Source organism: Nocardioides sp. Root151, assembly GCF_001427925.1.
Classification (GTDB): domain Bacteria; phylum Actinomycetota; class Actinomycetes; order Propionibacteriales; family Nocardioidaceae; genus Nocardioides.
The window spans coordinates 397,861-421,323 of sequence record NZ_LMGG01000001.1; the positions used below are offsets into that span (position 1 = coordinate 397,861).

General features: G+C 71.7%; 22 protein-coding genes and 5 riboswitches. Of the genes, 9 read left to right on the plus strand and 13 right to left on the minus strand.

Going from position 1 to position 23,463, the window contains the following annotated elements; all coding sequences use genetic code 11:
- Nucleotides 1-16: 16 nt before the first annotated feature.
- A riboswitch (cobalamin riboswitch) is annotated at nucleotides 17-219 on the minus strand.
- Nucleotides 220-344: 125 nt separating this feature from the next.
- From ASD66_RS01910 to ASD66_RS01920, 3 genes are all read left to right on the plus strand, one after another.
- Complete coding sequence (locus ASD66_RS01910) at nucleotides 345-1,247, plus strand: hypothetical protein (RefSeq protein ID WP_056889869.1); 903 nt, start codon at nucleotides 345-347, stop codon at nucleotides 1,245-1,247.
- A riboswitch (cobalamin riboswitch) is annotated at nucleotides 1,225-1,355 on the plus strand. (Overlaps the previous gene by 23 nt.)
- A 35-nt stretch (nucleotides 1,356-1,390) precedes the next feature.
- Nucleotides 1,391-2,065, plus strand: a complete 675-nt coding sequence (locus ASD66_RS01915) for a precorrin-8X methylmutase (RefSeq protein ID WP_056889870.1) — start codon at nucleotides 1,391-1,393, stop codon at nucleotides 2,063-2,065.
- Entirely contained in the window at nucleotides 2,062-3,588 is a 1,527-nt protein-coding gene (locus ASD66_RS01920; RefSeq protein WP_056889871.1) for a precorrin-2 C(20)-methyltransferase, read from the plus strand. Before ASD66_RS01915 ends, ASD66_RS01920 begins: the two co-directional genes overlap by 4 nt.
- Nucleotides 3,589-3,661: 73 nt before the next feature.
- On the opposite strand, the gene cobM is transcribed toward ASD66_RS01920, so the two are convergent.
- Genes cobM through ASD66_RS01935 form a run of 3 tightly spaced genes read right to left on the minus strand, consistent with a single transcriptional unit; the run spans nucleotide 3,662 to nucleotide 6,435 of the window.
- Nucleotides 3,662-4,426 (minus strand): precorrin-4 C(11)-methyltransferase, encoded by a 765-nt coding sequence (gene cobM, locus ASD66_RS01925; RefSeq protein WP_056889872.1) that lies wholly within the window; start codon nucleotides 4,424-4,426, stop codon nucleotides 3,662-3,664.
- Nucleotides 4,423-5,625, minus strand: a complete 1,203-nt coding sequence (gene cbiE, locus ASD66_RS01930; protein ID WP_056681433.1) for a precorrin-6y C5,15-methyltransferase (decarboxylating) subunit CbiE — start codon at nucleotides 5,623-5,625, stop codon at nucleotides 4,423-4,425. Before cbiE ends, cobM begins: the two co-directional genes overlap by 4 nt.
- Before the next feature lie 18 nt (nucleotides 5,626-5,643).
- Nucleotides 5,644-6,435, minus strand: a complete 792-nt coding sequence (locus ASD66_RS01935; RefSeq protein WP_082599379.1) for an ABC transporter ATP-binding protein — start codon at nucleotides 6,433-6,435, stop codon at nucleotides 5,644-5,646.
- Between the two features lie 80 nt (nucleotides 6,436-6,515).
- Nucleotides 6,516-6,690, plus strand: a riboswitch (cobalamin riboswitch).
- A gap of 27 nt (nucleotides 6,691-6,717) precedes the next feature.
- Here ASD66_RS01935 and ASD66_RS01940 point away from each other — a divergent pair.
- The 6 genes from ASD66_RS01940 to ASD66_RS01965 all read left to right on the plus strand — a co-directional run bounded on the left by ASD66_RS01940 (nucleotide 6,718) and on the right by ASD66_RS01965 (nucleotide 14,563).
- Entirely contained in the window at nucleotides 6,718-8,862 is a 2,145-nt protein-coding gene (locus ASD66_RS01940) for a VWA domain-containing protein (protein ID WP_056889873.1), read from the plus strand.
- A complete protein-coding gene (gene cobO / locus ASD66_RS01945) occupies nucleotides 8,862-9,476 on the plus strand; it encodes a cob(I)yrinic acid a,c-diamide adenosyltransferase (protein ID WP_056889874.1) in 615 nt (204 codons plus the stop codon). The genes ASD66_RS01940 and cobO overlap by 1 nt, the downstream gene beginning before the upstream one ends.
- The gene (locus tag ASD66_RS01950; RefSeq protein WP_056889875.1) at nucleotides 9,470-12,142 is read left to right on the plus strand and encodes a cobyrinate a,c-diamide synthase; all 2,673 of its coding nucleotides are present in this window, start codon (nucleotides 9,470-9,472) and stop codon (nucleotides 12,140-12,142) included. The genes cobO and ASD66_RS01950 overlap by 7 nt, the downstream gene beginning before the upstream one ends.
- A 4-nt stretch (nucleotides 12,143-12,146) precedes the next feature.
- Nucleotides 12,147-12,236: riboswitch (adenosylcobalamin (AdoCbl) riboswitch) on the plus strand.
- A 44-nt stretch (nucleotides 12,237-12,280) separates the two neighbouring features.
- The gene (locus tag ASD66_RS01955; RefSeq protein WP_056889876.1) at nucleotides 12,281-12,508 is read left to right on the plus strand and encodes a CbtB-domain containing protein; all 228 of its coding nucleotides are present in this window, start codon (nucleotides 12,281-12,283) and stop codon (nucleotides 12,506-12,508) included.
- Between the two features lie 236 nt (nucleotides 12,509-12,744).
- Nucleotides 12,745-13,596 (plus strand): CbtA family protein, encoded by an 852-nt coding sequence (locus tag ASD66_RS01960; RefSeq protein ID WP_056889877.1) that lies wholly within the window; start codon nucleotides 12,745-12,747, stop codon nucleotides 13,594-13,596.
- 22 nt (nucleotides 13,597-13,618) lie between these two features.
- Entirely contained in the window at nucleotides 13,619-14,563 is a 945-nt protein-coding gene (locus tag ASD66_RS01965) for a cobalamin biosynthesis protein (RefSeq protein ID WP_056889878.1), read from the plus strand.
- A gap of 3 nt (nucleotides 14,564-14,566) precedes the next feature.
- On the opposite strand, the gene ASD66_RS01970 is transcribed toward ASD66_RS01965, so the two are convergent.
- The 10 genes from ASD66_RS01970 to ASD66_RS02015 all read right to left on the minus strand — a co-directional run bounded on the left by ASD66_RS01970 (nucleotide 14,567) and on the right by ASD66_RS02015 (nucleotide 23,318).
- On the minus strand, nucleotides 14,567-15,310 hold the full coding sequence (locus ASD66_RS01970; RefSeq protein WP_056889879.1) for a cobalt-precorrin-6A reductase: 744 nt from the start codon (nucleotides 15,308-15,310) through the stop codon (nucleotides 14,567-14,569).
- On the minus strand, nucleotides 15,307-16,797 hold the full coding sequence (locus ASD66_RS01975; RefSeq protein ID WP_056889880.1) for a cobyric acid synthase: 1,491 nt from the start codon (nucleotides 16,795-16,797) through the stop codon (nucleotides 15,307-15,309). The genes ASD66_RS01970 and ASD66_RS01975 overlap by 4 nt, the downstream gene beginning before the upstream one ends.
- Before the next feature lie 34 nt (nucleotides 16,798-16,831).
- Nucleotides 16,832-17,419, minus strand: a complete 588-nt coding sequence (locus tag ASD66_RS01980; RefSeq protein ID WP_056889881.1) for a DNA-3-methyladenine glycosylase I — start codon at nucleotides 17,417-17,419, stop codon at nucleotides 16,832-16,834.
- Between the two features lie 115 nt (nucleotides 17,420-17,534).
- A complete protein-coding gene (gene thiC, locus ASD66_RS01985; protein WP_056681443.1) occupies nucleotides 17,535-19,241 on the minus strand; it encodes a phosphomethylpyrimidine synthase ThiC in 1,707 nt (568 codons plus the stop codon).
- A complete protein-coding gene (thiD, locus tag ASD66_RS01990) occupies nucleotides 19,238-20,068 on the minus strand; it encodes a bifunctional hydroxymethylpyrimidine kinase/phosphomethylpyrimidine kinase (RefSeq protein WP_056889882.1) in 831 nt (276 codons plus the stop codon). Before thiD ends, thiC begins: the two co-directional genes overlap by 4 nt.
- Entirely contained in the window at nucleotides 20,065-20,724 is a 660-nt protein-coding gene (locus ASD66_RS01995) for a thiamine phosphate synthase (protein WP_056889883.1), read from the minus strand. Before ASD66_RS01995 ends, thiD begins: the two co-directional genes overlap by 4 nt.
- Nucleotides 20,721-21,482: a thiazole synthase gene (locus ASD66_RS02000; RefSeq protein ID WP_056889884.1), complete on the minus strand. Its 762-nt coding sequence runs from the start codon at nucleotides 21,480-21,482 to the stop codon at nucleotides 20,721-20,723. The genes ASD66_RS01995 and ASD66_RS02000 overlap by 4 nt, the downstream gene beginning before the upstream one ends.
- Entirely contained in the window at nucleotides 21,479-21,664 is a 186-nt protein-coding gene (gene thiS, locus ASD66_RS02005) for a sulfur carrier protein ThiS (protein ID WP_056889885.1), read from the minus strand. Before thiS ends, ASD66_RS02000 begins: the two co-directional genes overlap by 4 nt.
- Nucleotides 21,661-22,740, minus strand: a complete 1,080-nt coding sequence (gene thiO / locus ASD66_RS02010) for a glycine oxidase ThiO (protein WP_056889886.1) — start codon at nucleotides 22,738-22,740, stop codon at nucleotides 21,661-21,663. The genes thiS and thiO overlap by 4 nt, the downstream gene beginning before the upstream one ends.
- Nucleotides 22,740-23,318 carry a thiamine phosphate synthase gene (locus ASD66_RS02015; protein WP_056889887.1) on the minus strand — a complete coding sequence of 193 codons (579 nt, stop codon included), beginning with the start codon at nucleotides 23,316-23,318 and terminating at the stop codon, nucleotides 22,740-22,742. The genes thiO and ASD66_RS02015 overlap by 1 nt, the downstream gene beginning before the upstream one ends.
- A riboswitch (TPP riboswitch) is annotated at nucleotides 23,317-23,427 on the minus strand. (Overlaps the previous gene by 2 nt.)
- Nucleotides 23,428-23,463 lie beyond the last annotated feature (36 nt).

Genomic DNA, 23,463 nt, shown 5'->3' on the forward strand with positions numbered 1-23,463 from the left:
GGTCTCCAAACCCTCGTGGAACATGACGCGCCGTGGCCGGTCTCCTGGCTTCCGTCTCAGCGTCTCTGGCCGACCTTCCCGGGACTTCTCCCAGTGGTCCGGCGCCCTCCCCGTTCTCAGGGGTGAGCACCGCAAGGGCCGTCAACTCGACGGTTACAGTGGCGAGGGCCGCGCCGGCATCGAACCGGCTTCCCGAACACCACGGCACTGGCACCGTATCAACGCCCCCGCCCACCGCGTCGACCCGTCGCCAGTTCTGGGCGACCCGTCGTGAGTTCTGGGCGACCCGTCGTGAGTTCTGGGCGACCCGTCGCCAGTTCCGGGCGCCGTGGGACGATGCCGCCGTGAGTTCGCCAGCAGCACGCCATCGCGCTGACCTGTGCCCGGGAGTCCTGCGCCCCTGGCCGGCCGATGACGGTGCGCTCGTGCGGCTGCGCCTGGTCGGTGGTGAGATCACGCCCGCAGCGCTGGCCCAGCTGCTCGACGTCGCGACGACGTACGGCGGCGGCACCGTGCACCTGACCAAGCGCGCCAACCTGCAGCTGCGTGCCCTTCCCACCGACGACGGCTGCCTGGCGCCCGAGGTGGTGGCCGCCATCGAGGCGACCGGCCTGCTGCCCTCACCCACCCACGAGCTGGTCCGCAACATCATGGTCTCGCCACTCAGCGGGCTGCTCCCGGACCAACGTGGAACATCGCAGGCACCAGGTGACTGGGATGTTCCGCGCAGTGGCCGGGTCGACCTTCGTCCGGTCGCCCGAGCACTCGACGAGGGCCTGTGCGCCCACCCTTCGTTGGCCGCCCTGCCGGGGCGTTTCCTCTTCGTCCTCGATGACGGTCGCGGCGACCTCCTGGATCGTCCGCTCGACCTGGGCCTGGTCGCGGTCTCCGAGACCGAGTGCCAGCTGCGCATCGGCACCCGCGCCTGGGGGCCGGTGGTGCCCCTGGACGAATCAGCCGCACGCCTGGTCGGGCTGGCCCGGGCGTTCCTCACCGTGCGCGGACACGGTGCCTCGGCTGCGTGGCACGTCGACGAGCTGTCCGCGCCACCCGAGGCGCATCCACGCGATCCCCGTACGCGCGTGCATGCCCGGCCACCGGCGTACGGCGCACTCACCCACCGCGTCGAGCACGTCGCCGTACCCGACGGGTTGCTGACCCGCCCGCTCGTCCAGCGCCTGCTCGTGGACGCTCCGAAGCATCTCGTGGTCACACCGTGGCGCAGCGTGCTCGTCGTCAACGCGTAGTCTGAGCCCGTTCTGGAGCCAGGAACCCGGTGCGAGTCCGGGGCGGTTCCGCCACTGTGAAGCCCGAGAGGGCCAAGCCAGACACTGACGCCAGGACAATCCCGCACACTGCCGCATTGGGGCGAGAACCCCGAGGAGTGAACATGTCCGCACCGGCTGCACCGTCCCGGCCCCCGCGCCGCTACGACTACATCGACGACGGCTCCGCGATCTACGTCGACTCGTTCGCGACGATTCGCGCGGAGTCGCGCTTCGACCACCTGCCGGCCGATGCCGAGAAGGTCGCCGTCCGCATGGTGCACGGCACCGGGCAGACCGACCTGACCGGTGACCTGGTCATCCATCCGGGTCTGGTGCGGGCTGCGCGCGACGCGTTGGGCGCCGGCGCGCCGATCATCACCGACGCCCACATGGTCGCCTCGGGTGTCACCCGCGCCCGCCTCCCCCGCGACAACGACGTGGTCTGCCTGCTCCGCGACGAGCGCGTCCCCGGGTTGGCGCGCGAGTTCGGCACGACGCGGTCGGCGGCCGCCTTCTCGCTGCTCGGCGACCGGCTCGAAGGCTCGGTGGTGGCCATCGGGAACGCCCCGACCGCACTGTTCCACCTGCTCGAGATGCTGGCCGACGGGGCTCCCCGGCCGGCCGCGATCATCGGCTGCCCGGTCGGGTTCATCGGCGCCGCCGAGTCGAAGGACGCGCTGGCCGCCTTCGCCGACGACCACGGCATCGACATCCCGTTCCTGACCGTCCGCGGCCGCCGGGGCGGCTCCGCGATGACCGCCTCCGCCCTCAACGCACTCGCCCAGGAGCAGGAATGACCGGCCGTCTCTACGGCGTCGGGCTCGGCCCCGGCGACCCCGAGCTGATCACCCGCAAGGCCGCCCGGCTGATCGGTGAGGCCGACGTGATCGCCTACCACGCAGGGGTCGGCAAGGAGTCGAACGCGCGACGCATCGCGGCCGACCTGATCCCCGACGGCGTCGTCGAGGAGCTGCTGCGCTACCCCGTCACGACTGGCCCGACCGCCCACCCGGGTGGGTACGCCGGCGCGATGGCCGAGTTCTACGAGTCCTGTGCCTCCCGGCTGTCTGATCATCTGGCCGCCGGCCGCACGGTCGTCGTACTGGCCGAGGGCGACCCGCTGTTCTACGGCTCGTTCATGTACCTCCACGACCGGCTCTCACCGAGGTTCCTGACCGAGGTCGTGCCGGGGGTGCCCGCGTTCGCCGCCGCCACGGCCGTCGTCGCGACACCGCTGGTGCGGCAGACCGACGTCCTCACCGTCCTGCCGGGCACCCTGCCGGTGCCCGAGCTGGCCCGCCGGCTGGCCGACACAGACGGTGCCATCATCATGAAGCTGGGGCGGCGGTTCCCGGGTGTGGTCGACGCGTTGGCGCAGGCCGGACGTCTCGAGCACGCGTGGTACATCGAGCGCGCCTCGATGCCCGCCGAGCGCTGGATGAAGGTGACCGACGTCGACCCGTCGTCGGTTCCGTACTTCTCGCTGATCGTCGTGCCCGGTGACTCCCTGACCGACGACCCCGGCGGGCGGAGGCCGGCGCTGGTTGCGGAGGCCCGGCAGGGTGCGCAACTTCCTCGACCGGCGGCTGCCGAACTGCTCGTGATCGGGCTCGGGCCCGGCCCGGACGACTGGCTGACCCCCGAGGCCAGCGCGGCACTGGCCGACGTGCAGCACGTGATCGGCTACGCGCCGTACGTCAACCGTGTGCCGCAGCGAGCGGGTCTCACCCGCCACGCGTCCGGCAACACCGTGGAGGTCGACCGGGCCCGGCTCGCGCTCGACCTGGCCCGTTCGGGCGAACGGGTCGCGGTGGTCTCCGGCGGTGACGCGGGCGTCTTCGGCATGGCGTCGGCGGTCTTCGAGGCGGCCGAGGGTGAGTACGACGACGTGCCCGTGCGCGTGCTCCCCGGGGTCAGCGCGATCCAGGCCGTCGCAGCCCGTGCCGGTGCTCCCGTGGGCGCCGACTTCGCGGTGATGAGCCTGAGCGACCGGCTCAAGCCGTGGTCCGTCATCGAGGACAGGTTGCGTGCCGTCTCCGAGGCCGACCTCGTGCTCGGCATCTACAACCCCGCCTCACGTTCGCGCACGGACCAGATCGTCCTGGCCCACAAGGTGCTGCTCGCACACCGCTCCGCGGAGACCGTGGTCGTGGTCGGGCGTGACATCGGTCGCGCCGAGGAGTCGCTGACCGTCACCACGCTCGGTGAGCTGGACCCCACGACGATCGACATGAAGTGCCTGCTGATCATCGGCGCCTCGAGCACCCGGCGTACGGCGAACGGCCAGGTCTGGACGCCCCGCTTCGTCGACCCGTCGTGAGTTTCGGTTCGGGCGCTGAACTGGCGACAGGTCACTCAGAACTGGCGACAGGTCGATCGAGACTGGCGACGGGTCAGCGCTTGAGGGAACGGTCGCGGGCCGGGGCGTAGAGGTAGGACTCGGCCATCTCGTGCGTGACGAGCGACGGGTCGATGGCGGGACCGACCATGATCAACGCGGCCTGGCGCAGGTCCGCGGCCTCGACCTGGTCGGCGATGTCGGCGAGGGTGCCACGCAGCACCAGCTCCGACGGCTGGCTCACCCGGGACACCACGGCAGCCGGGCAGCCGGGCCCGTAGTGCTCCGCCAGCTGCGTCGCCAGCTCACGGGTGCGGGTGATCGCCAGGTGCAGCACCAGCGTCGCGCCGGTGGCCGCGAAGTTGTCGAGGGTCTCCCCCGACGGCATCGCCGTCGACCTGGCCTGAGCGCGGGTGAGCACCACCGACTGGGCCAGCTTCGGCACGGTCAGCTCGCGGCCGAGCGCGGCGGCTGCGGCGGCGTACGCGGGAACGCCGGGCGTGACGTCCCACGGCACCTGCGCGGCGTCGAGTCGTCGGGTCTGCTCGGCCAGCGCCGAATAGACCGACGGGTCCCCCGAGGTGAGGCGTACGACGTCCTGCCCGGACTCGTGCGCGTTGACCATCACCGCCGTCATCTGGTCGAGATCGAGGTCCTGGGTGTCGACGCGGACGGCGTCGGGTCGGCAGTGCGAGAGGACCTCGTCGTCGAGATAGGTGCCGGGAAAGAGCACGACATCGGCGCCGGACAACAACGTCGCCGCGCGCAGGGTGATCAGGTCGGCCGCACCGGGGCCGGCGCCGACGAAGTGGATGGTCATGACTGCTCCTTGACGAGGGCCCACTGGGTGACCGTGCGGGCGGGGGTCCACCCGGTGAAGGTGCCGATCGGTGCCGCGGTCTCGACCTGGTGCCGGGTCAGCTCGCCGCCGTACTCCTTGTGGGCCGCGGCCAGCACGACCTCGGTCTCGACGGTGACTCCGTGGACGACCAGTCGACCGCCAGATCCCAGTGCAGCAAGGGAATTCTCGATCACCCCGTCAACTGTGGCACCGCCACCGACGAAGATCGCATCGGGCTTCGGCAGGCCGGCGAGGGCCGCGGGCGCCCGCCCTTCGACGACCTTCAGCGCGGGTACGCCGAGGGCCAGCGCGTTGCGCGTGATGCGGGCGGCACGCTCGGCGTTGCCTTCGACGGCGATCGTGCGGCAGGTGTGGTGGGCCCGCATCCACTCGATGCCGACGGAGCCGGCACCGGCGCCGACGTCCCACAGCAGTGCGCCGGGGGTGGGGGCGAGCCGGGCCAGTGCCGAGGCACGCAGGTCGCGCTTGGTCAGCTGTCCGTCGTGCTCGAAGGCGTCGTCGGGAAGGCCCGCCGACCAGCCGCCGACGAGGGGCCCGACGAGCTCGAGGGCGATCACGTTGAGCTGGGGCGCGCGGCCTCCCCACTCCGCAGCCGTCGTGTTGAGGCGGGTCTCGTCGCGCGAACCCAGGTCGGCCAGCACGGTCATCTTCGACTCGCCGTAGCCGGCACCGACGAGCAGTGCGGCGACCTCTGCCGGCGTACCGGCGTCGGAGGAGAGCACCACGAGCCGGTGCCCGGGCGCGAGTGCGCGCAGCACCGCGTGGGCGTCGCGACCGACGGCACTGACCACGTCGACCGCCTCGGAGTCCCAGCCCATGCGGGCGCGGGCCAGCGCCACCGAGGAGACGGCGGGTTCGACGACGACGGCGCTGCGCCCGAGCAGGTCGACCAGGGTGCCGCCGATGCCCGAGACGAACGGGTCACCCGAGGCCAGGGCGACCACGCGTCGGCCGTCGTACTTCCACAACAGGGCGGGCAGGCCGTCGCGCAGCGGAGAGGGCCACGGCTCGCGCACCTGGCCGGGCACGTCGGGCAGCATGTCGAGATGGCGGGTCCCGCCGAGGACCACTTCGGCGTCGAGGACGCGCTGGCGGAGGGCGGCCGTGACACCGGGCCAGCCGTCCGCGCCGATACCGATGACGGTGACTGCTGACATGGGGCCGACCCTAATCGGTCAGCGGGCCATCGCGAACCAGCGTCCGCCGCGACGCCCCACCTCGATGGGGTGGTCGAACGTCTCCGTGACCAGCTCGGAGGTCAGCGTCTGCTCCACCGGACCGGCCGCGACGATGCGCCCCGCACGCAGGAGGACGGCGTGGGTGATCGACGCCGGGAGCTCCTCGAAGTGATGGGTGACCGTCACCGACGTGAGCCCCGGAATCACGTTCGGCAGGTCGGTGATGGTGTGGATCATCTGCTCGCGGGCGGCCACGTCGAGCCCGGTGCTCGGCTCGTCGAGCAGCAGCAACGGCGGGTCGGGCATCAGCGCCCGGGCGATCAGTGCGCGACCGCGTTCCCCCTGCGACATGGTGTGCCAGTGCGGGTCGTCGGCGTCGATGCCCAGGGTCTTCATCAGCAGGTGCGCCCGCTCGTGGGTCTCGGACGACGGGGTCCAGCGCGGCACCATCTCGTTGGTGCCGGTCTCTCCGGTGAGCACGACCTGCTCCACGGAGAGGTTCGTGCCGATCTGGTGGCGCGGGTTCACGTGACCGATCGAGCGACGCAGCTCGCGCAGGTCGACCCGACCCAGCTTGTGGCCAAGCACGTGCACCTCGCCCCGGCTCGGGAAGGTGACCACGCCGAGGATGTTGAGCAGGGTGGTCTTGCCGGCACCGTTGGGTCCGATCAGGGCCCAGTGCTCACCACGGCGGACGGTCAGCGAGATGTCGTCGAGCAGGGTGCGACCGCCGCGGGTGAAGGCGACGTCGCGCAGCTCCAGGGCATGGCCGGCATTGCTTGCGCTCACCACGCAACCGTACGACGTACACCGGGCCTTCCTGCCCGGGTGGTGGCCACGTGGACAACCCGGTGGCGCGACCGGATACCGTGGCGCCGAAGGCACGAGGTGCCCCGAAGGTCGCCGTCATCCGACGGAGGTCGAGGGGAGAATCTGGGAAGCCGGTGAGAATCCGGCACAGGGCCCGCTGCGGTGACTCAGGCATTCCGTCCGACGGAGTGACCTCGAGAAGTCCGAAGACCGGCCTCGCGCCGCCACCAGTTCGTTGGCGAATGAGAGCGGGAGCCCCCAATGCCACAGCCCCACCCTGTCCAGCGCTATCCCTTCAGCGCGGTCGTCGGTTCCGACGACATGGCCCTCGCCCTGGTCCTCACCACGATCTCCCCGTCCGTCGGCGGAGTCCTCGTGCGCGGGGAGAAGGGCACTGCGAAGTCGACGATGGTGCGCGCACTTGCCGCAGTGCTGCCACCGATCGAGGTGATCGCCGGCGACCGGTTCTCCACCGATCCCCACGAGGCCCACCCCCTCTCCCCCGACGGCCCGTTCGCCGCGGACGTCGACACCGAGACCCGGTCGGTGCGCCTGGTCGAGCTGCCGGTCGGCGCCACCGAGGACCGCGTGCTCGGCTCGCTGCACCTCGAGAAGGCGCTCTCGTCGGGCGTCGCCGAGTACGAACCCGGTCTGCTGGCCCGCGCGCACCGCGGCATCCTCTACGTCGACGAGGTCAACCTGCTCCACGACCACCTCGTCGACCTGCTGCTCGACGCCGCCGCGATGGGCCGCTCGACCGTCGAGCGCGACGGTGTCTCGGTCGAGCACGCTGCCCGCTTCGTGCTGGTCGGCACGATGAACCCCGAAGAGGGCGAGCTGCGCCCGCAGCTGCTCGACCGCTTCGGCCTGACCGTCGAGGTCGCCGCACCGCGCGACCCGGCCCTGCGGGTCGAGGTGGTCCGCCGCCGGATCGCGTTCGAGACCGACCCTGCCACCTTCGCCGCGGCGTACGCCGACTCCGAGCGGGCACTGACCGACCGGATCCTGGCCGCCCAGAAGCTGGTCGACCAGGTCGCCCTCGGCGACGCCGCCCTGCTCAAGATCGCCGAGATCTGCGCCGCGTTCGACGTCGACGGCATGCGCGCCGACATCGTCACCGCCCGCGCCGCGGTCGCGCACGCCGCCTGGCACGGTCGTACGTCGGTCGCCCGCGAGGACGTCCGTGCGGCGGCCCGGTTGTCGTTGCCGCACCGGCGACGCCGCAACCCGTTCGACGCACCTGGCATCGACGAGGACCTGCTCGACAGGCTGCTCGGTGACGACGACTTCCCGCCCGAGCCGGACGGCCCTGATGACGACGGTCCGGGCGACGGTGGGCCGGGCGACGGTGGAACTGGCGACGGTGGAACTGGCGACGGTGGGCCGGGCGACGACAGCGCGGGCGACGGTGGTCTCAAGACGGGCGCTGGCGCGCCCTCCTCGACCAACGAAGGAGGCCGCGCGCCCTCCTCGACCAACGAGGAAGCAGGCGCGCCCTCCTCGAACAACGAAGACGCTGGCGCCACCTCCTCGACCGACGAGGCTGGCGCGCAGGACGTCCCGGTTGCCGAGGAGGTGGCCCGCACGCACGCGCCGTACCGCCCCAAGCTGTTCACGGTCACCGGCACCGGAGCGGGCGAGTCCGGGCGGCGCAGCCGCGCGGTCACCTCGTCGGGCCGCCGGATCGGCGCGACGAAGGCGACCGGCCGGGGCGGTTCGATCCACCTGACCGAGACCATCCGGGCCGCCGCACCCCATCAGGTGATCCGCGGCCGGGTCGGGGGCGCGCTGACCTTCCGGGCCAGCGACCTGCGCGTGGCGACCAAGGAGGGCCACGAGTCGAACCTGATCCTCTTCTGTGTCGACGCGTCCGGTTCCATGGCTGCGAAGAAGCGCATGGAGCAGGTCAAGACCGCGATCCTCTCGCTGCTGCTCGACGCCTACCAGCGCCGCGACAAGGTCGGGCTGATCACCTTCCGCGGGAACGACGCACAGCTCGCCCTGCCGCCCACGAACTCGGTCGACATCGCCGCCGCCCGGCTCGAACAGCTGCCCGCCGGTGGTCGTACGCCGCTCGCCGAGGGCCTGCTCAAGGCGGCCGAGGTGCTGCGCCTCGAGCGCATCCGCGACCCGCGTCGCCGTCCGCTGCTGGTGGTGGTCACCGACGGACGGGCCACCTCCGGGGCGGACGCCGTACAACGCTCGCGGCAGGTGGCGACGCACCTCGCGTCCCAGGGCACGGCGTCGCTGGTCATCGACTGCGAGGTCGGCCGGTTCCGGATGGGCCTGGCCGACGCGCTGGCCACCGACCTGATGGCCGAGTACGTGCCCGTCGGCGAGGTCAGCGCCAGTGCACTGACCGGCGCCGTCCGCGGATCACTCGGCACGACAGAAGGAGCGGCCTGATGGCCAAGGGAGTCCCCGCACACGTCCCCGACGACGGGCTGACCACGGCGCAGCGCCGCAACCAGCCGTTGCTGATGGTCAACACCGGCGACGGCAAGGGCAAGTCGACGGCCGCGTTCGGGCTGGCCATCCGCTCCTGGAACCAGGGGTGGAACGTCGGCGTCTTCCAGTTCGTGAAGTCCGCCAAGTGGCGCATCGGCGAGCAGACCGTGCTCGAACGGCTCGGAGAGCTGCACATCGAGACCGGCGAGGGCGGCCCGGTCGAGTGGCACAAGATGGGCTCGGGCTGGTCGTGGAGCCGCAAGGAGGGCACCGACGAGGACCACGCCCGCGACGCCGCCGAGGGCTGGGCGGAGGTCAAGCGCCGCATCGCGGAGGAGCGCCACGACCTCTACGTGCTCGACGAGTTCACCTACCCGATGGAGTGGGGTTGGGTCGACGTCGACGACGTCGTCGAGACGCTGGTCAACCGACCGGGTCGGCAGTACGTCGTGATCACCGGCCGCCGCGCGAACCCGAGGCTGGTCGAGGCCGCCGACCTGGTCACCGAGATGACCAAGGTCAAGCACCAGATGGACCGCGGCCAGAAGGGCCAGCGGGGCATCGAATGGTAGCGCTGCCCCGGCTGGTGATCGCTGCACCCGCCTCGGGGCACGGCAAGACCACGATCGCGACCGGCCTGATGGCTGCGCTCTCGCGGCGTGGCCTGTCGATCAGCGGCCACAAGGTCGGGCCTGACTACATCGACCCGGGCTACCACTCGCTGGCCACCGGGCGTCCCGGCCGCAACCTCGACCCGCACCTGGTCGGCGAGGAGCTGCTGGTGCCGCTGCTGCTCAACGGCGCCCGGGGTGCAGACGTCGCGGTGATCGAGGGCGTCATGGGGTTGTACGACGGCCAGATCGGCGGCGACGGATTCGCCTCCACCGCCCACGTCGCCACGGTGACCCGCTCCCCCATCGTCCTCGTCGTCGACATCTCCCACGCGTCACGGTCGATCGGTGCCGTCGTGCAGGGCATGGCGTCCTACGACTCGTCGGTCGAGATCGCCGGGGTCATCCTCAACAAGGCCGGGTCGGTGCGGCATGCCGACGAGGTACGCCGCTCGATCGACCTGCCGGTGCTCGGCGTGCTCCACCGCGACGACGGCATCGTCGCACCCTCGCGACACCTCGGGCTGGTGCCGGCCGACGAGCGCGACGAGGCAGCGGCGACCCTGGAGCGATTGACCGACCGGATCACCGAGCGGATCGACCTCGACGCCGTCCTGGCCCTCGCCCATCTGGCGCCTCGTCTCGACGCCGAGCCCTGGGACCCGACTGTCGCCCTGCAGACGTCCTGCAGAGCGGCGGCTCCGGCGACCCCGGTGCAGGACGCAACGCCGGACGTCCTGCGAGGCGGTGGCCCCGACGACCACGATGCAGGACGTCCCGATCGACGACCGGTCATCGCGATGGCCGGTGGGCGTGCGTTCACGTTCCGCTACGCGGAGACCGAGGAGCTGCTGCGCGCCGCCGGGTGCGACGTGGTCACCTTCGACCCACTCCACGACGACGCGCTGCCAGCGAGAACGGCCGGCCTCTATCTGGGCGGTGGATTCCCCGAGGTCCACGCCGCCGGCTTGAGCGCCAACGAGGCCTTGCTGGGCGAACTCTCCGCTGCCATTGCGTCGGGCATGCCGACGGTCGCCGAGTGTGCCGGGCTGCTCTACCTCTGCCGCACCGTCGACCACGCCGCCATGGTCGGCGCGCTGCCCGCGGACGCCCGGATGACCCCGCGCCTCACGCTGTCCTACCGACGCGCGGAGTCACCCGTCGCGACGTTGTTGGGACGTCCCGGCGAGGTCGTCACCGGCCATGAGTTCCACCGGACGACGGTCACGCCGGCCGCGTCCGACGTCCCGGCCTGGCGTGTCGACGACCAGCCGATCGGGTTCGCCTCCGACACCGTGCATGCGTCGTACCTGCACACACACTGGGCCGGGCATCCTCAACTGGCGCAGCGCTTCGCGGATGCGGCGTGTGCGTATGCGGAGGCCCCTGGCCCGCTGGTTGAGGAGGGCAGCGTGCCGCTGGTTGCGGCGGGCAGCGCCCCGCTGGTTGAGGAGGGCCGTCAAGGCCCGTCTCGAAACCTTGCGGCCCCCGGTTTCGAGACAGGCGCAGAGCGCCTTCCTCAACCAGCGGGAGCCGTCGCCGAGCGCCCTGGTCGACCAGCGGATCCGTTGCGGCACCACGGGGACACCGAGGCCGGGGAGGGCCTGGTCGACTTCGCGGTCAACGTGTACGACGCCCCGCGGCCGGCCTGGCTGCACGAGGCGCTCCTCGCCAGTCTCGACGGGATCGGCGCCTACCCCACCGCGGTTCAGGCCGAGCACGCGATCGCCCGCCGACACGGTCGACGCGATGGCGAGGTGCTGGCCACCGCCGGTGCGGCCGAGGCGTTCTCACTGATCGCCCGGATGCGCCCGTGGCGGCATCCGGTCGTCGTGCACCCGCAGTTCACCGAGCCCGACGTCGCGCTGACGATGGCCGGCCACCGACCCGCGCACGTGCCCTGTGACCCGGACGACGGATTCCGCCTGGACCCCACCCAGGTGCCCGATGACGCCGACCTCGTCGTGATCGGCAACCCGACCAACCCGACCGGCGCGCTCCACCCCGCGGCGACCATCCGTGCCCTGCTGCGACCGGGGCGACTGGTCGTGGTCGACGAGGCGTTCATGGACGCCGTGCCGGGTGAGACCCAGTCCCTCGCCGGCGCCACGACACCGGGCCTGGTCGTCGTACGCAGCCTCACCAAGCTGTGGTCGATCCCGGGGGTGCGCGCGGGCTACGTGCTCGCGGAGGCCGCGGTCGTCGACGACCTGCGGGCCCAGCAGGTGCCGTGGTCGGTCTCGACGACGGCGGCCGCTGCGATGGTGGCCTGTTGCAGTGACGACGCCGCATCGGAGGCGGCCGAACGTGCCCGGCAGGTCGTCGTACGCCGCAAGGTCCTCACCGACGGGCTGGCCGAGCTCGGCGTCGACCATCTCGCCTCGGACGGGCCGTTCGTGCTGGCCCGGGTCGACCCGGGCCTCCGGGCGCGGCTGCGCACGGCCGGGTTCGCCGTCCGCCGGGCCGACACGTTCCCGGGCCTGGACGAGACGTGGATCCGCATCGCCGTGCGCGCTCCCGAGCCCACGCGCAAACTCCTGTCGGTGCTGGGGATCGAGCTCGGTGACGCCGGTCGTGTCCAATGTCCGGCCGGCGGTGTCGGTGGCGACCTCGATGCTCTAGGGTGAAGCACGTTGGGCTCGAGGAAGCCGGTGTAACTCCGGCACAGTCGCGCTACTGTGACATCGCTCCGGCGGTGGAGTCAGACCCGAGGGCCCAGCGGAATCCCCACTAGTTCAGGGACGCACCATCCCTCAGGAGGACACATGTCTCAGGCAACCCCCGCCATCTCGACGGCCGGCCCCGACGCGATCGAGCTCCCCTCGATCCCGCTGGCCCAGATCGCCCCGTGGGCGCTCTTCTTCGGTCTCGTCGCGCTGCTCGCGCTCTTCTTCATCAGCACCGACCAGGGCGCCACTTCGCTGATCTCCGGCACCGCGATCCACGAGTGGGTCCACGACGGTCGCCACCTGCTCGGCTACCCCTGCCACTGATCCACGCCTGACGTCCTGCACGCCGGTCGCTCCGGCAACCACTCCGCAGGACGTCCAGCGCAACGTCCTGCGTGCAGGCTGCTCCGGCAACCACTCCGCAGGACCTCCGTCGCCACGTCCTGCACGCCGGTCGCTCCGGCGACCGCTCCGCAGGACGTCCAGCGCAACGTCCTGCGTGCAGGCTGCTCCGGTCGCCGCACCGCAACGTGCGCGCCCCTCTCTGATCGGAACGACCCATGACTGCACGCAACATCCTGATCCGGGGGCTCATCGCCGGATTCATCGCCGGCATCTTCGGCTTCCTCGTCGCCCACCAGGTCGGCGAACCGCACGTCGAGAAGGCGATCGCCCTCGAAGAGGCAGGCACGGCTGACGAAGCCGAGGCGCCCGAGGAACACGGCCACGAAGAAGGCGCGGCCCACGCGCACGACGCCGCAGAGGCGGGCGGCACAGCGCAGGAACACAGCCACGAGGCCGGGCACAGCCACGGCGAGGCGGCCGAGGTCTCCCGAGGCAACCAGCGCACCTGGGGCCTGCTCACCGGGACCCTGATCGTCGGTACGGCGCTGGGCGGGCTCATCGCGCTCATCTCCGCAGCCGCGATCGGTCGGGTCGGCCGGCTGCGTCCCGCCGCGTCGACGGCACTGGTGACCGCGATCGGCTTCGCGTCCTTCGCCCTGGTGCCGTTCTTGAAGTACCCCGCGGCTCCCCCGGCCGTCGGGTCGGGCGACACGATCGGCGAGCGCACGGGCTACTACTTCATCTTCCTGGCCATCTCGGTGCTGGCCGCCGTGGCCGCCACGTTCCTGGCTCGGCGCCTGCTCACCCGGGTCAGCGTGTACGCCAGCGTCGTGATCGGCGCCGGCGCCTACCTCGCGGTCGTCGTACTCGCGGCGGTCGCGATGCCGACGGTCAACGAGCTGGGCGACTTCCCGGCCGACACGCTGTGGTACTTCCGCCTGTCATCGCTGTTCACCCTGGCCACCATCTGGGGCGTCATCGGCGTCGTGCTCACCGGCCTGGTCGGCCGCCTCGACGCGGTCGCCGTGGCCCGGGCCGAACGCCGCGAACTCGCCGCGTCGATCTGAGCCACCGTTCGGTTCCGTGCTGATGAAGCATTCCGTGCCGCGTGCCCTGGGACTGCTCCTGGGGTTCGCGGCCGACCGCGCGCTCGGGGACCCTGCACGGTTCCACCCGGTGGCCGGCTTCGGCCGGCTCGCGACCCGCGTCGAGAAGCTGACGTACGCCGACTCGCGGGCCCGTGGTGCCCTCCACAGCGCCCTCCTGGTGGGCGGCCTCGGGCTCACCGGCGCCCTGGCCGAACGCTCCACCCGTGACCGTCCGGTCGCGCGGACCCTGCTGACCGCCACCGCCACCTGGGCCGTCCTGGGCGGCACGTCACTCGGTCGTGAGGCCGAGGCCGTGCACACCCGACTGCACGACGGGGACCTGCCCGCGGCACGGCAGCGGCTCACCCACCTGGTCGGCCGCGACACCTCGCGTCTCGACGAGTCCGGGGTTGCCCGGGCCACCATCGAGTCCGTCGCCGAGAACACCTCCGACGCCGTGGTCGCGCCACTGGTCCTCGGAGCGGTGTTCGGCGTTCCCGGTCTCCTCGGCTACCGCGCTGCCAACACGCTCGACGCGATGGTGGGCCACCACAACGAGCGCTACGAGAACTTCGGTTGGGCCTCCGCACGCCTCGACGACCTGCTCAATCTCGCCGGCGCGCGGCTGTCCGCCCTGCTCGCAGCAGGTCTCGCGCCCACGGTCGGTGGCTCGCCGCGCGCCGCGTTCACCGCCTGGCGCAAGGACGCCCGTCACCACCCGAGCCCCAACGCCGGCCCGGTCGAGGCGTCGTTCGCCGGGGCGCTCGGCGTACGGCTCGGTGGCGTGAACACCTACGACACGCGGGTCGAGGACCGGCACACCCTCGGGAGCGGCGGTGCTCCCGGGGCCACAGACATCGCCAGGGCGGTCCGACTCGCCGACCGGGTTGATCGGGGTTCGGTCGTCGTCGCGGCCGCCCTGGCGATGGCCCGACGAGGTCGCTGACGACTAGGCGCCGCGGCGAACCAGCCAGGCGTCGGCCGTGGCGGGCTCGGTGACCACCTCGACGTGGGACGCCGACGCAGCACGTCGTACGACGACCACCGGCACGCCCAACTCTGCCGCGGCCTCCATCTTGGGCCAGGTGAACGAGCCACCGGAGTCCTTGGTGACCACGACATCGGCGGCGTGCTCGCGCATCAGGGCCAGCTCGCCGTCGAGGCGATAGGGACCACGACTCGTCAGCAGGGTCCACGGGGCCGGCAGTTCGAGGTCGGGAGGGTCCACAACCCGCACCAACGCTGACGATTCGGCCAACGGCTCCACGAAGCGGGCGAGCGACTGCCGGCCCACGGTGAGGAAGGGCCGCTCCCCCAGCGTGGCGGTCAACGCGGCCGCTTCGTCGTGGTCGTCGACCCAGTGCCACGTCTCTGCGCCGGGCGCCTGGGCCCAGCCGGGTCGCTCGAGACGCAGCAGGGGCACGCCGGTCACCGCGCACGCCGCGATCGCGTTGCGGGTCATGCCCTCCGCGAAGGGATGCGTGGCGTCGACGACCGCAGTCACGTGCTCGTCACGAAGGTGGCCGACCAGTCCGTCCACGCCACCGAAGCCACCGATGCGCACGGGTCCGACGGGCAGCCGCGGACGCGCCACCCGCCCGGCCAGCGACGAGGTGAACGTGACACCGCGTTGTTCGAGCAGGAGGGCGAGCTCACGCGCCTCGCCGGTGCCGCCGAGGAGCAGGACGTTCATCGCGACGCTCCCGGGGGCAGGATCGCGAGGTCGGCCGGTGCACCGCGCTCGACCAGCTCGAGGAGGGCGTCGACGTCGAGGTGCTCCTCGACGAGCGCGCCGAGCAGGTCGAGCCGGGCCTCACGCTGCTCGGGGAAGCTCACGTCGGAGGAGCGCCACTCACGCCCCGCGGCGCTCGCTGCGGCTGCGAGGAAGGCGCGCCGGAACTCGTCGCCCTCGAGGCTGCCGTGCCACATCGTGCCGAACACTGCGCCCGCACGCGCTCCACCGAGGAACTCCTCGCCGGAGCTCCGGGTGATGCGGCCGTGGTGGATCTCGTAGCCGGTCGTCTCCGCACCCAGCGCCTCACCGGACGGCAGCCGCAGCGCCTTCTCCTCGGCGAACGTCGTGGCCACGTCGAGCAGGCCCAGGCCCTCGACATCGGCGCCGGCCACGCCCTCCACCCCCGTCGGGTCGATGATCCGACGACCGAGCATCTGGAAGCCACCACAGATGCCGAGGACCGGCTTGCCTGCCGCGGCGTGGTCGAGGATCGCGCGGTCCAGCCCACGCGACCGCAGCCAGGCCAGGTCGGAGATCGTCGCGCGGGTGCCGGGCAGCACGACGAGGTCGGCGTCGGCCATCGCCCGTGGGTCGCTGACGAACACCACGTCGAGGCCCGGCTCGATGCCGAGTGCGTCGACGTCGGTGAAGTTCGAGACCCTGGGCAGCCTGACCACTGCCACCTTCATGGCTGCAGCGCCGTCCGGCGTACGACGTCCCTCGAGGTCGAGTGCGTCCTCAGAGTCCAACCAGAGATGGGGATTCCACGGCAGTACGCCGAACACGCGGCGACCGGTGAGCGCCTCGAGCTGGTCGAGGCCGGGGGCCAGAAGGGTGGCGTCGCCCCGGAACTTGTTGACCACGAACCCCGCGATCAACGCCTGGTCGGCCGGCTCCAGCAGCGCGACGGTGCCGAACATCGCGGCGAACACACCACCCCGGTCGATGTCCCCGACGACTACGGTCGGGATCGATGCGTGCCGGGCCAGGCCCATGTTGACGTAGTCACTCTCACGCAGGTTGATCTCGGTCGGGCTGCCCGCGCCCTCGGCGATCACCACGTCGTAGCGCGCGGACAGGTCGTCGAAGGCGTCGTACGCCGCGTGCGCGAGGTGGCGTCGTCCGTCCACGAAGTCGCGGCTGGAGATCTCACCGGCAGGCTGGCCCATCACCACGACATGGCTCCGGCGGTCGCCCCCGGGCTTGAGCAGCACCGGGTTCATCGCCGCCTCGGGCTCGGCCCCGGCGGCCAACGACTGGATCCACTGGGCCCGCCCGATCTCGGCGCCGTCGCCGCAGACCATGGAGTTGTTCGACATGTTCTGCGACTTGAACGGCGCCACCTTCAGGCCCCGTCGCATCAGTGCGCGGCACAACCCGGTGGTCACGATGCTCTTGCCGGCGTCGGAGGTGGTGCCGGCGACGAGAAGGGCACCACGAGTCATGTCCGAACCCTATCGGCGCCGGGACCCGCGCGAGTCAGCGCGGCCAGACCCCGGACGAGCCGCGGCGATGGCTGGCCATCAGGTGGGTGTCGACGATGCCGACCGCCTCCATCAGTGCGTACATCGTGGTCGGCCCGACGTGGGCGAACCCCTTCTTCTTCAACGCCTTCGAGAGCGCCAGCGACTCGGGCGACTGGGTGGGCACGTCGGCGTACGTCGTCGGCTCGGGGGTCTCGGACGGCTGGAAGGACCAGACGAAGTCGACCAGCCCACCCTCGTCGCGCAACGCGAGCGTGGCCCGGGCATTGGTGATCGTGGCGTCGACCTTGCGCCGGTTGCGCACGATGCCGACATCGGCCATCAGGCGCTCGCGGTCGGCGTCGTCGTACGCCGCGACCTTCTCGGCGTCGAACCCGTCGAAGGCGGCGCGAAAGTTCGGCCGCTTGCGCAGGATCGTGGCCCACGACAGTCCCGACTGGAACGCCTCGAGGCTGATCCGCTCGAAGAGCGCGGTCTCCTCGCGGATCGGCATGCCCCACTCGGTGTCGTAGTAGTCGCGCATCATCGGATCGGTCGCCGCCCAGGTCGGCCTGGCCAGTCCGTCGTCACCCATCACCGTCATGGAGGTCAGTCTGCCAGCGGTGACGAACTGCGGCAGTTCGTCTGGTCCGGACCGCCACGCACGCTCATCGCATGGCCGATCGTGACGAACTGCCGCAGTTCAGTACCTCATGCCGTCAGGCGCGGGGCTCGACGTACACCGTGCCCCCGAGCTCGATGAACTCCTCCGACTTCTCCTTCATGCCCACCTCGGGGTCGAGGCCGGGCTCGAGTGCCGACCCGAACCGCTCCCGCACGTCCTGGCTGATCTTCATCGAGCAGAACTTCGGGCCGCACATCGAGCAGAAGTGCGCGGTCTTGCTGGCCTCGGCCGGCAATGTCTCGTCGTGGAAGGCCTCGGCCGTGTGCGGGTCGAGCGAGAGCGCGAACTGGTCACGCCAGCGGAACTCGAAGCGGGCCTTCGACAAGGCGTCGTCCCAGTCACGGGCCCGCGGGTGGCCCTTGGCGACGTCCGCGGCGTGCGCGGACAGCTTGTAGGTGATCACACCGGTCTTCACGTCGTCGCGGTTCGGCAGGCCGAGGTGCTCCTTGGGCGTGACGTAGCAGAGCATCGCGGTGCCGTGCATCGCGATGGTGGCCGCACCGATCGCCGACGTGATGTGGTCGTAGCCGGGCGCGATGTCGGTGGCCAGCGGGCCGAGGGTGTAGAACGGCGCACCCTTGCACCAGTCCTGCTGCAGCACGACGTTCTCCTCGACCAGGTTGAGCGGCACGTGGCCGGGCCCTTCGACCATCACCTGTACGTCGTACTTCCAGGCGCGCTCGGTGAGCTCGGCCAAGGTGCGCAGCTCGGAGAACTGCGCCTCGTCGTTCGCGTCCGCGGTCGAGCCGGGACGCAGCCCGTCACCGAGGGAGAACGAGACGTCGTACTGCGCGAAGATCTCGCAGAGCTCGTCGAAGTGCGTGTAGAGGAAGTTCTCCTGGTGGTGGGCCAGGCACCAGCCCGCCATGATCGAGCCCCCGCGCGAGACGATGCCGGTGACGCGGTCGGCGGTCATCGGCACGTAGCGCAGCAGCACACCGGCGTGGACCGTCATGTAGTCGACGCCCTGCTCGCACTGCTCGATGACCGTGTCCCGGAAGATCTCCCAGGTCAGCTTGTCGGCCTCACCGTTCACCTTCTCGAGTGCCTGGTAGATCGGAACCGTGCCGATCGGGACGGGGCTGTTGCGGACGATCCACTCACGGGTGGTGTGGATGTCGTCGCCGGTGCTGAGGTCCATCACCGTGTCGGCGCCCCAGGTGACCGCCCAGGTCAGCTTGTCGACCTCCTCGGCGATCGAGCTGGTGACCGCACTGTTGCCGATGTTGGCGTTGACCTTCACCAGGAAGCGCTTGCCGATGATCATCGGCTCGGCCTCGGGGTGGTTGATGTTGGCCGGGATGATTGCCCGACCGGCTGCGACCTCGCTGCGCACCAGCTCGACGTCGCAGCCCTCGCGGATCGCCACGAACTCCATCTCGGGCGTCACGATCCCGTTGCGGGCGTAGTGCATCTGCGTGACGTTCTTCCCGGCAATCGCCTTGCGGGGCTGGGGATTCTCACCCTGCCACTCCTCGGCGGCCGCACCACGTCGTACGGCGGAGCGGCCGTTGTCGAGCAGCTGCGTCTCGCGGCCGTCGTACGCCTCGGTGTCGCCGCGCTCGACGATCCAGTCGGCGCGCAGCCCGGGCAGCCCGACCTCGGGCGCGGACCCGGGGCCTTCGGTGGCGTAACGGTCGAAGGTCTCGCCGTTGGTCAGGTGCACGCGGGTCTGCGGCACCCGGATGTCGGGCCGCGGGCCGGTGACGTGGATGCGGCTGTGGGCGTCGTGAACGGTCATGGTGTCTCCTCGTGTCGGTGGTGCAGGGGGGTCAGGTGTGCGATCGGGCCGCGTCCGCGGCCCAGGTCCCAGCGACGGCTGAGCGCCAGCTGGGAGGAGGTGTACGCCGCCGCGCGACGGATGGCGGCCGGGATCGGCAGCCCGCGGGCGAGCAGTGCGGCAAGGGCAGCGCTGAACGTGCAGCCGGTGCCGTGGTCGTTGGTGGTGGGCAGGGCGGGGTGGCTCAGCGGCAGGGGTTCCTCGCCCGGGAGAGCGAGCCAGTCGGTGCAGACGAGCCCGGTGGCGGCGTCGCTCGCAGTCGGTTCGGGCCCCCACTCCAGTCCACCGGTCAGCACCACCGCCGGCCCCAGCGCGGCGAGCTTGGCGGCCAGCTGGTCCGGCGCGCCGTCGCAGCCGAGCAGCGCCCGGGCCTCGTCCAGGTTCGGCGTGATCACCGTGGCCACCGGAAGCAGGTGGTCGACGTACGCCGCCCGCACCGCCTCGTTCCCGAGCACGGCACCACTCGTGGCGACCAGCACGGGGTCGACCACCAGCAGCAGGTGGCCCAGCCGCTCGGCGACCAGGCGCACCGTCTCGGGAGAGCCGAGCATGCCGGTCTTCGCGGCGGCCACCGGCAGGTCGTCGAGGACGGCCTCGAGCTGCCCCGCCACCACGTCGTACGGCGGCACGTGGATCGCGTGCACGCCGGTGGTGTCCTGGGCGGTCACCGCGGTGACCACGAGCGCACCGTGTGTCCCATGGGCCGCGAACGTGGTCAGGTCCGCGGCCAGCCCGGCAGCTCCACCGGAGTCGGTGCCGGCCACCGACAGCACGACGGTCGGCGTCATCCGACCACCTCCAGCAGTCGCGCGACCGTCGCAGCGGGGTCGCCCGCGCGCATGATCTCCCCCATCACGGCGACCCCGTGAGCGCCGGCGTCGCGTGCTGCGGCGGCGTTGTCGGACGTGATGCCGCCGAGCGCGTAGACCGGCACGCCGTGCCCGGCGTACGCCCCGGCCGCGAGCGGTGGCCCGTAGCCCGGCTTGCTGGGTGTGGTCGCGAACGGCGAGAGGGTCACGTAGTCGGCCCCGTCGTCCGCTGCCCGGCGTACCTCCGCAGCCGTGTGGCAGGACCGCCCCACCAGCCCACCCCCGCCCGAGTAACGCGGGGTTATGGTCGCTTCACACGTGTTCTGACGCGTGTTCAGCGACCATAACCCCGCGTTACTGCCGGTGGGGAAGTGCCCGGCGGGGTGGGCGTGGGCGGGGAGGTGGAGGCCGTGGGCGGCGGGGTCCGGGATCCGGCTGCTGATCACGGTCAGGCCCGGTACGCCGACCAGGGCGCCGACCAGCGCGTGGCGCGCGGGTGCAGGCAGGTCGTGCTCGCGTACGACGACATGGGTGAGCCCGGCATCGACGCACTCGGTGATCGTGCGGGCCAGCCCGCGACCGAGCCGCAGCTGGGACCGGTCGGTCAGCAGGATCAGCCTCGGCAGGGCGGTCATGCGATCCGCCCCCTCACCGGGCTGGAGGCGCGGGCCACCGAGCGCCGCGGGACCCGACCGGCCGACCGGGCTGCGAAGCCGGCCTGCACGCCGAGGGAGAGCGCCCGCGCCATCGCCACCGGGTCGTCGGCCCGGGTGACCGCGGTGGCCGCCAGGACGGCCGAGCACCCGAGCTCCATCGCCAGCGCCGCGTCCGAGGCCGTGCCGACCCCGGCGTCGAGCACCACGGGCACGTCGACGGCGGCGACCACGGCTTCGATCGCATGCGGGTTGAGCACGCCCAGCCCCGAGCCGATCGGCGAGCCCAGCGGCATCACCGCGACGCACCCGACATCGGCCAGGCGCCGAGCCAGGACGGGGTCGTCGGTGGTGTAGGGCAGGACCGTGAATCCCTTGCCCACAAGGGTCTCCGCCGCTTCGAGCAGCTCCACGGCGTCGGGCATCAGGCTGGTCTCGTCGCCGATCACCTCGAGCTTGACCCAGTCGGTCTCCAGCGCTTCGCGGGCCAGCTCGGCGGTGAGCACTGCCTCTCGGGCCGAGAGGCAGCCGGCGGTGTTCGGCAGGATGCGCAGGCCGCGCCGAGTCAGCACGTCGAGCAGTCCGCCGGGCCTGGTGCTCGACGTGCGCCGCATGCTCACCGTGACCAACGCGGGTGCGGCGGCGTCGAGCACGGGGTCGAGCAGGGACAGCTGCGGCAGGCCGCCGGTGCCGAGGAACAGTCGGGACGGCAGGGGAACTCCTGCGATGACGAGGCTCATCCGCCCTGCACCGCCGTCACGACCTCGACCACGTCGCCGTCCTCGAGGTGTCGTGTGGCGTGCGCGCTGCGCGGCACCACACTGCCGTTGACCGCGACGGCACTCCCGGCGCACGGTGCGAGCACGGCGACCGCACTCCCGGGGGGCAGGTCGGCGGGTTCTCCGTTGAGGGTGATCTTCATGCGTTGTCCTTCCTGTACGTCGAATCGCGCCCGCTCGGCGCATGGACGAGTCGGTCCGCGTCGACCCGCCCAGCGGCGAGGTCGAAGCGGCGAGGGTCGAGGGCGGGGTCGAGGTGCCCGGTCTCGATGTGGTCGGCGACCAGTCGGGCGGCCAGGGGCGCGAGCAGCACGCCGTGCCGGAAGAAGCCGGCGGCCAGGACCACGTCGCTGCGACCCGGCGCCGGACCGACCAGCGGCAGGTTGTCCGGGGTGCCGGGGCGGTCGCGGGCGCACACCTCGACGAACGTGGCCCGGTCCAGGCCCGGCACCAGCAGTCGGGCGCCTTCGAGAAGCCGGGCGACGCCGCCGAGCGTCACGACGGGGTCGGCGTCGTGTTCCTCCGACGTGGCCCCGATGACCACACCACCGTCGGCCCGCGGGACGACGTAGAGCGGCTCGCCGTGCACCCATCCGCGGATCGTCCGTGTCGGCGGATCGTCGGTGTGGGCCCGCAGGATCTCGCCGCGCACACCCCGCACGAGGTGCGACCAGGGCTCGGGCAGCCGGGCACCGGTGGCGATCACCGTGACGTCGTGATCCCCCACGTCCGGGACGTCCTGGGCACCTCCCACACGAGACAGGAGTGCCGCGACCACCGCGCGAGGATCGACGCTGTGGTCGTCAGGGAGAAGCGCGGCACCGGTCAGACGGTGCGACAGGGTGGGCTCGATCCGCCGCGCGGCGGCTCCACCGAGCAGATCGACCGAGACGCCGACGGTGTCGAGCAGGGCCACCTGCCGCTGCACCTGCTGCAGGTCGCCGCCGTCGAAGCCGGCCAGCAGGGTTCCGGTGCGGTGCATGGGAACCCCCAGCCCGGCGGCGTACGACGGCCACAGCTGCAGGCTCGCCAGCCCGAGTCGCAGCAGGTCGAGATCGGTGTGCCACACCTCGCTCGACGGCGAGAGCATCCCGGCGGCGGCGTACGACGCACCGGCGCCCGGCGCGGGGTCGACCACGGACACCTGGTGCCCGCGGCGCAACAGCTCCTCAGCGCACGAGAGCCCGATGATCCCTGCGCCGAGCACGAGCACCCGCATCAGGCGACCGCGTTCACGAGTTCCTTCGCTGCCTGCACGGGATCGGGTTGTCGCCAGATCGAGCCGATGACCGCCACACCGTGGGCGCCGGCCGAGAGGACGGCCGGTGCCGTGGCCGCCGAGACCCCGCCGATGCCGATCAGCGGCAGTGGGCCGACACAGGCGGACAGGGCCGAGAGGCCGAGTGGGGCAGGCAGTCCGGCCTTGGAGGTGGTCTCGAACAACGGTCCGAACCCGGCGTAGGTCGCTCCGTCGAGAGCGGCCTGGCGCAGTGACGCGAGGTCACGGCAGGTGGCCCCGATGACCAGGTCGGGCGCCAGCCGTCGGGCGCTGGCCACCGGCAGGTCCGAGGCACCGAGGTGCACACCGTGGGCGCCGGCAGCCAGCGCCACGTCGAGCCGGTCGTTGACCACGACCATCGCGCCCGTGTCGAGCGCTGCCGCCACGCACGCCATCAGCGAGCGGGTGGTCGCGGACTTCGCCCGCACCTGGAAGCCGTCTACTCCCGCGTCGGCGAGAGCGGGCAGCAGGAACAGGTCGTCGGTCGTGTCGACCAGACAGAAAATACGTGCAAGCACGGAAATCGCTCCTCGCTTCCTGCGCCGGCATTACCCGGTTCAGGTTCAACGGTCAGAGCGGCTTCAGCCCCATCTCAGCCCGCTGCCGCGAGCACCCGTGGTGGAATGTGCTGCGACCATAGCGCAATCAGCAGGCCATGAGAAC

Coding starts and splice junctions, on each gene's coding strand:
- ASD66_RS01915 (WP_056889870.1), top strand. CDS start 1,391: ATGTCCGCACCGGCTGCACCGTCCCGGCCCCCGCGCCGCTACGACTAC.
- ASD66_RS01920 (WP_056889871.1), top strand. CDS start 2,062: ATGACCGGCCGTCTCTACGGCGTCGGGCTCGGCCCCGGCGACCCCGAG.
- cobM (WP_056889872.1), bottom strand. CDS start 4,426: ATGACCATCCACTTCGTCGGCGCCGGCCCCGGTGCGGCCGACCTGATC.
- cbiE (WP_056681433.1), bottom strand. CDS start 5,625: ATGTCAGCAGTCACCGTCATCGGTATCGGCGCGGACGGCTGGCCCGGT.
- ASD66_RS01940 (WP_056889873.1), top strand. CDS start 6,718: ATGCCACAGCCCCACCCTGTCCAGCGCTATCCCTTCAGCGCGGTCGTC.
- cobO (WP_056889874.1), top strand. CDS start 8,862: ATGGCCAAGGGAGTCCCCGCACACGTCCCCGACGACGGGCTGACCACG.
- ASD66_RS01950 (WP_056889875.1), top strand. CDS start 9,470: ATGGTAGCGCTGCCCCGGCTGGTGATCGCTGCACCCGCCTCGGGGCAC.
- ASD66_RS01955 (WP_056889876.1), top strand. CDS start 12,281: ATGTCTCAGGCAACCCCCGCCATCTCGACGGCCGGCCCCGACGCGATC.
- ASD66_RS01960 (WP_056889877.1), top strand. CDS start 12,745: ATGACTGCACGCAACATCCTGATCCGGGGGCTCATCGCCGGATTCATC.
- ASD66_RS01965 (WP_056889878.1), top strand. CDS start 13,619: ATGAAGCATTCCGTGCCGCGTGCCCTGGGACTGCTCCTGGGGTTCGCG.
- ASD66_RS01970 (WP_056889879.1), bottom strand. CDS start 15,310: ATGAACGTCCTGCTCCTCGGCGGCACCGGCGAGGCGCGTGAGCTCGCC.
- ASD66_RS01975 (WP_056889880.1), bottom strand. CDS start 16,797: ATGACTCGTGGTGCCCTTCTCGTCGCCGGCACCACCTCCGACGCCGGC.
- ASD66_RS01980 (WP_056889881.1), bottom strand. CDS start 17,419: ATGACGGTGATGGGTGACGACGGACTGGCCAGGCCGACCTGGGCGGCG.
- thiC (WP_056681443.1), bottom strand. CDS start 19,241: ATGACCGTTCACGACGCCCACAGCCGCATCCACGTCACCGGCCCGCGG.
- thiD (WP_056889882.1), bottom strand. CDS start 20,068: ATGACGCCGACCGTCGTGCTGTCGGTGGCCGGCACCGACTCCGGTGGA.
- ASD66_RS01995 (WP_056889883.1), bottom strand. CDS start 20,724: ATGACCGCCCTGCCGAGGCTGATCCTGCTGACCGACCGGTCCCAGCTG.
- ASD66_RS02000 (WP_056889884.1), bottom strand. CDS start 21,482: ATGAGCCTCGTCATCGCAGGAGTTCCCCTGCCGTCCCGACTGTTCCTC.
- thiS (WP_056889885.1), bottom strand. CDS start 21,664: ATGAAGATCACCCTCAACGGAGAACCCGCCGACCTGCCCCCCGGGAGT.
- thiO (WP_056889886.1), bottom strand. CDS start 22,740: ATGCGGGTGCTCGTGCTCGGCGCAGGGATCATCGGGCTCTCGTGCGCT.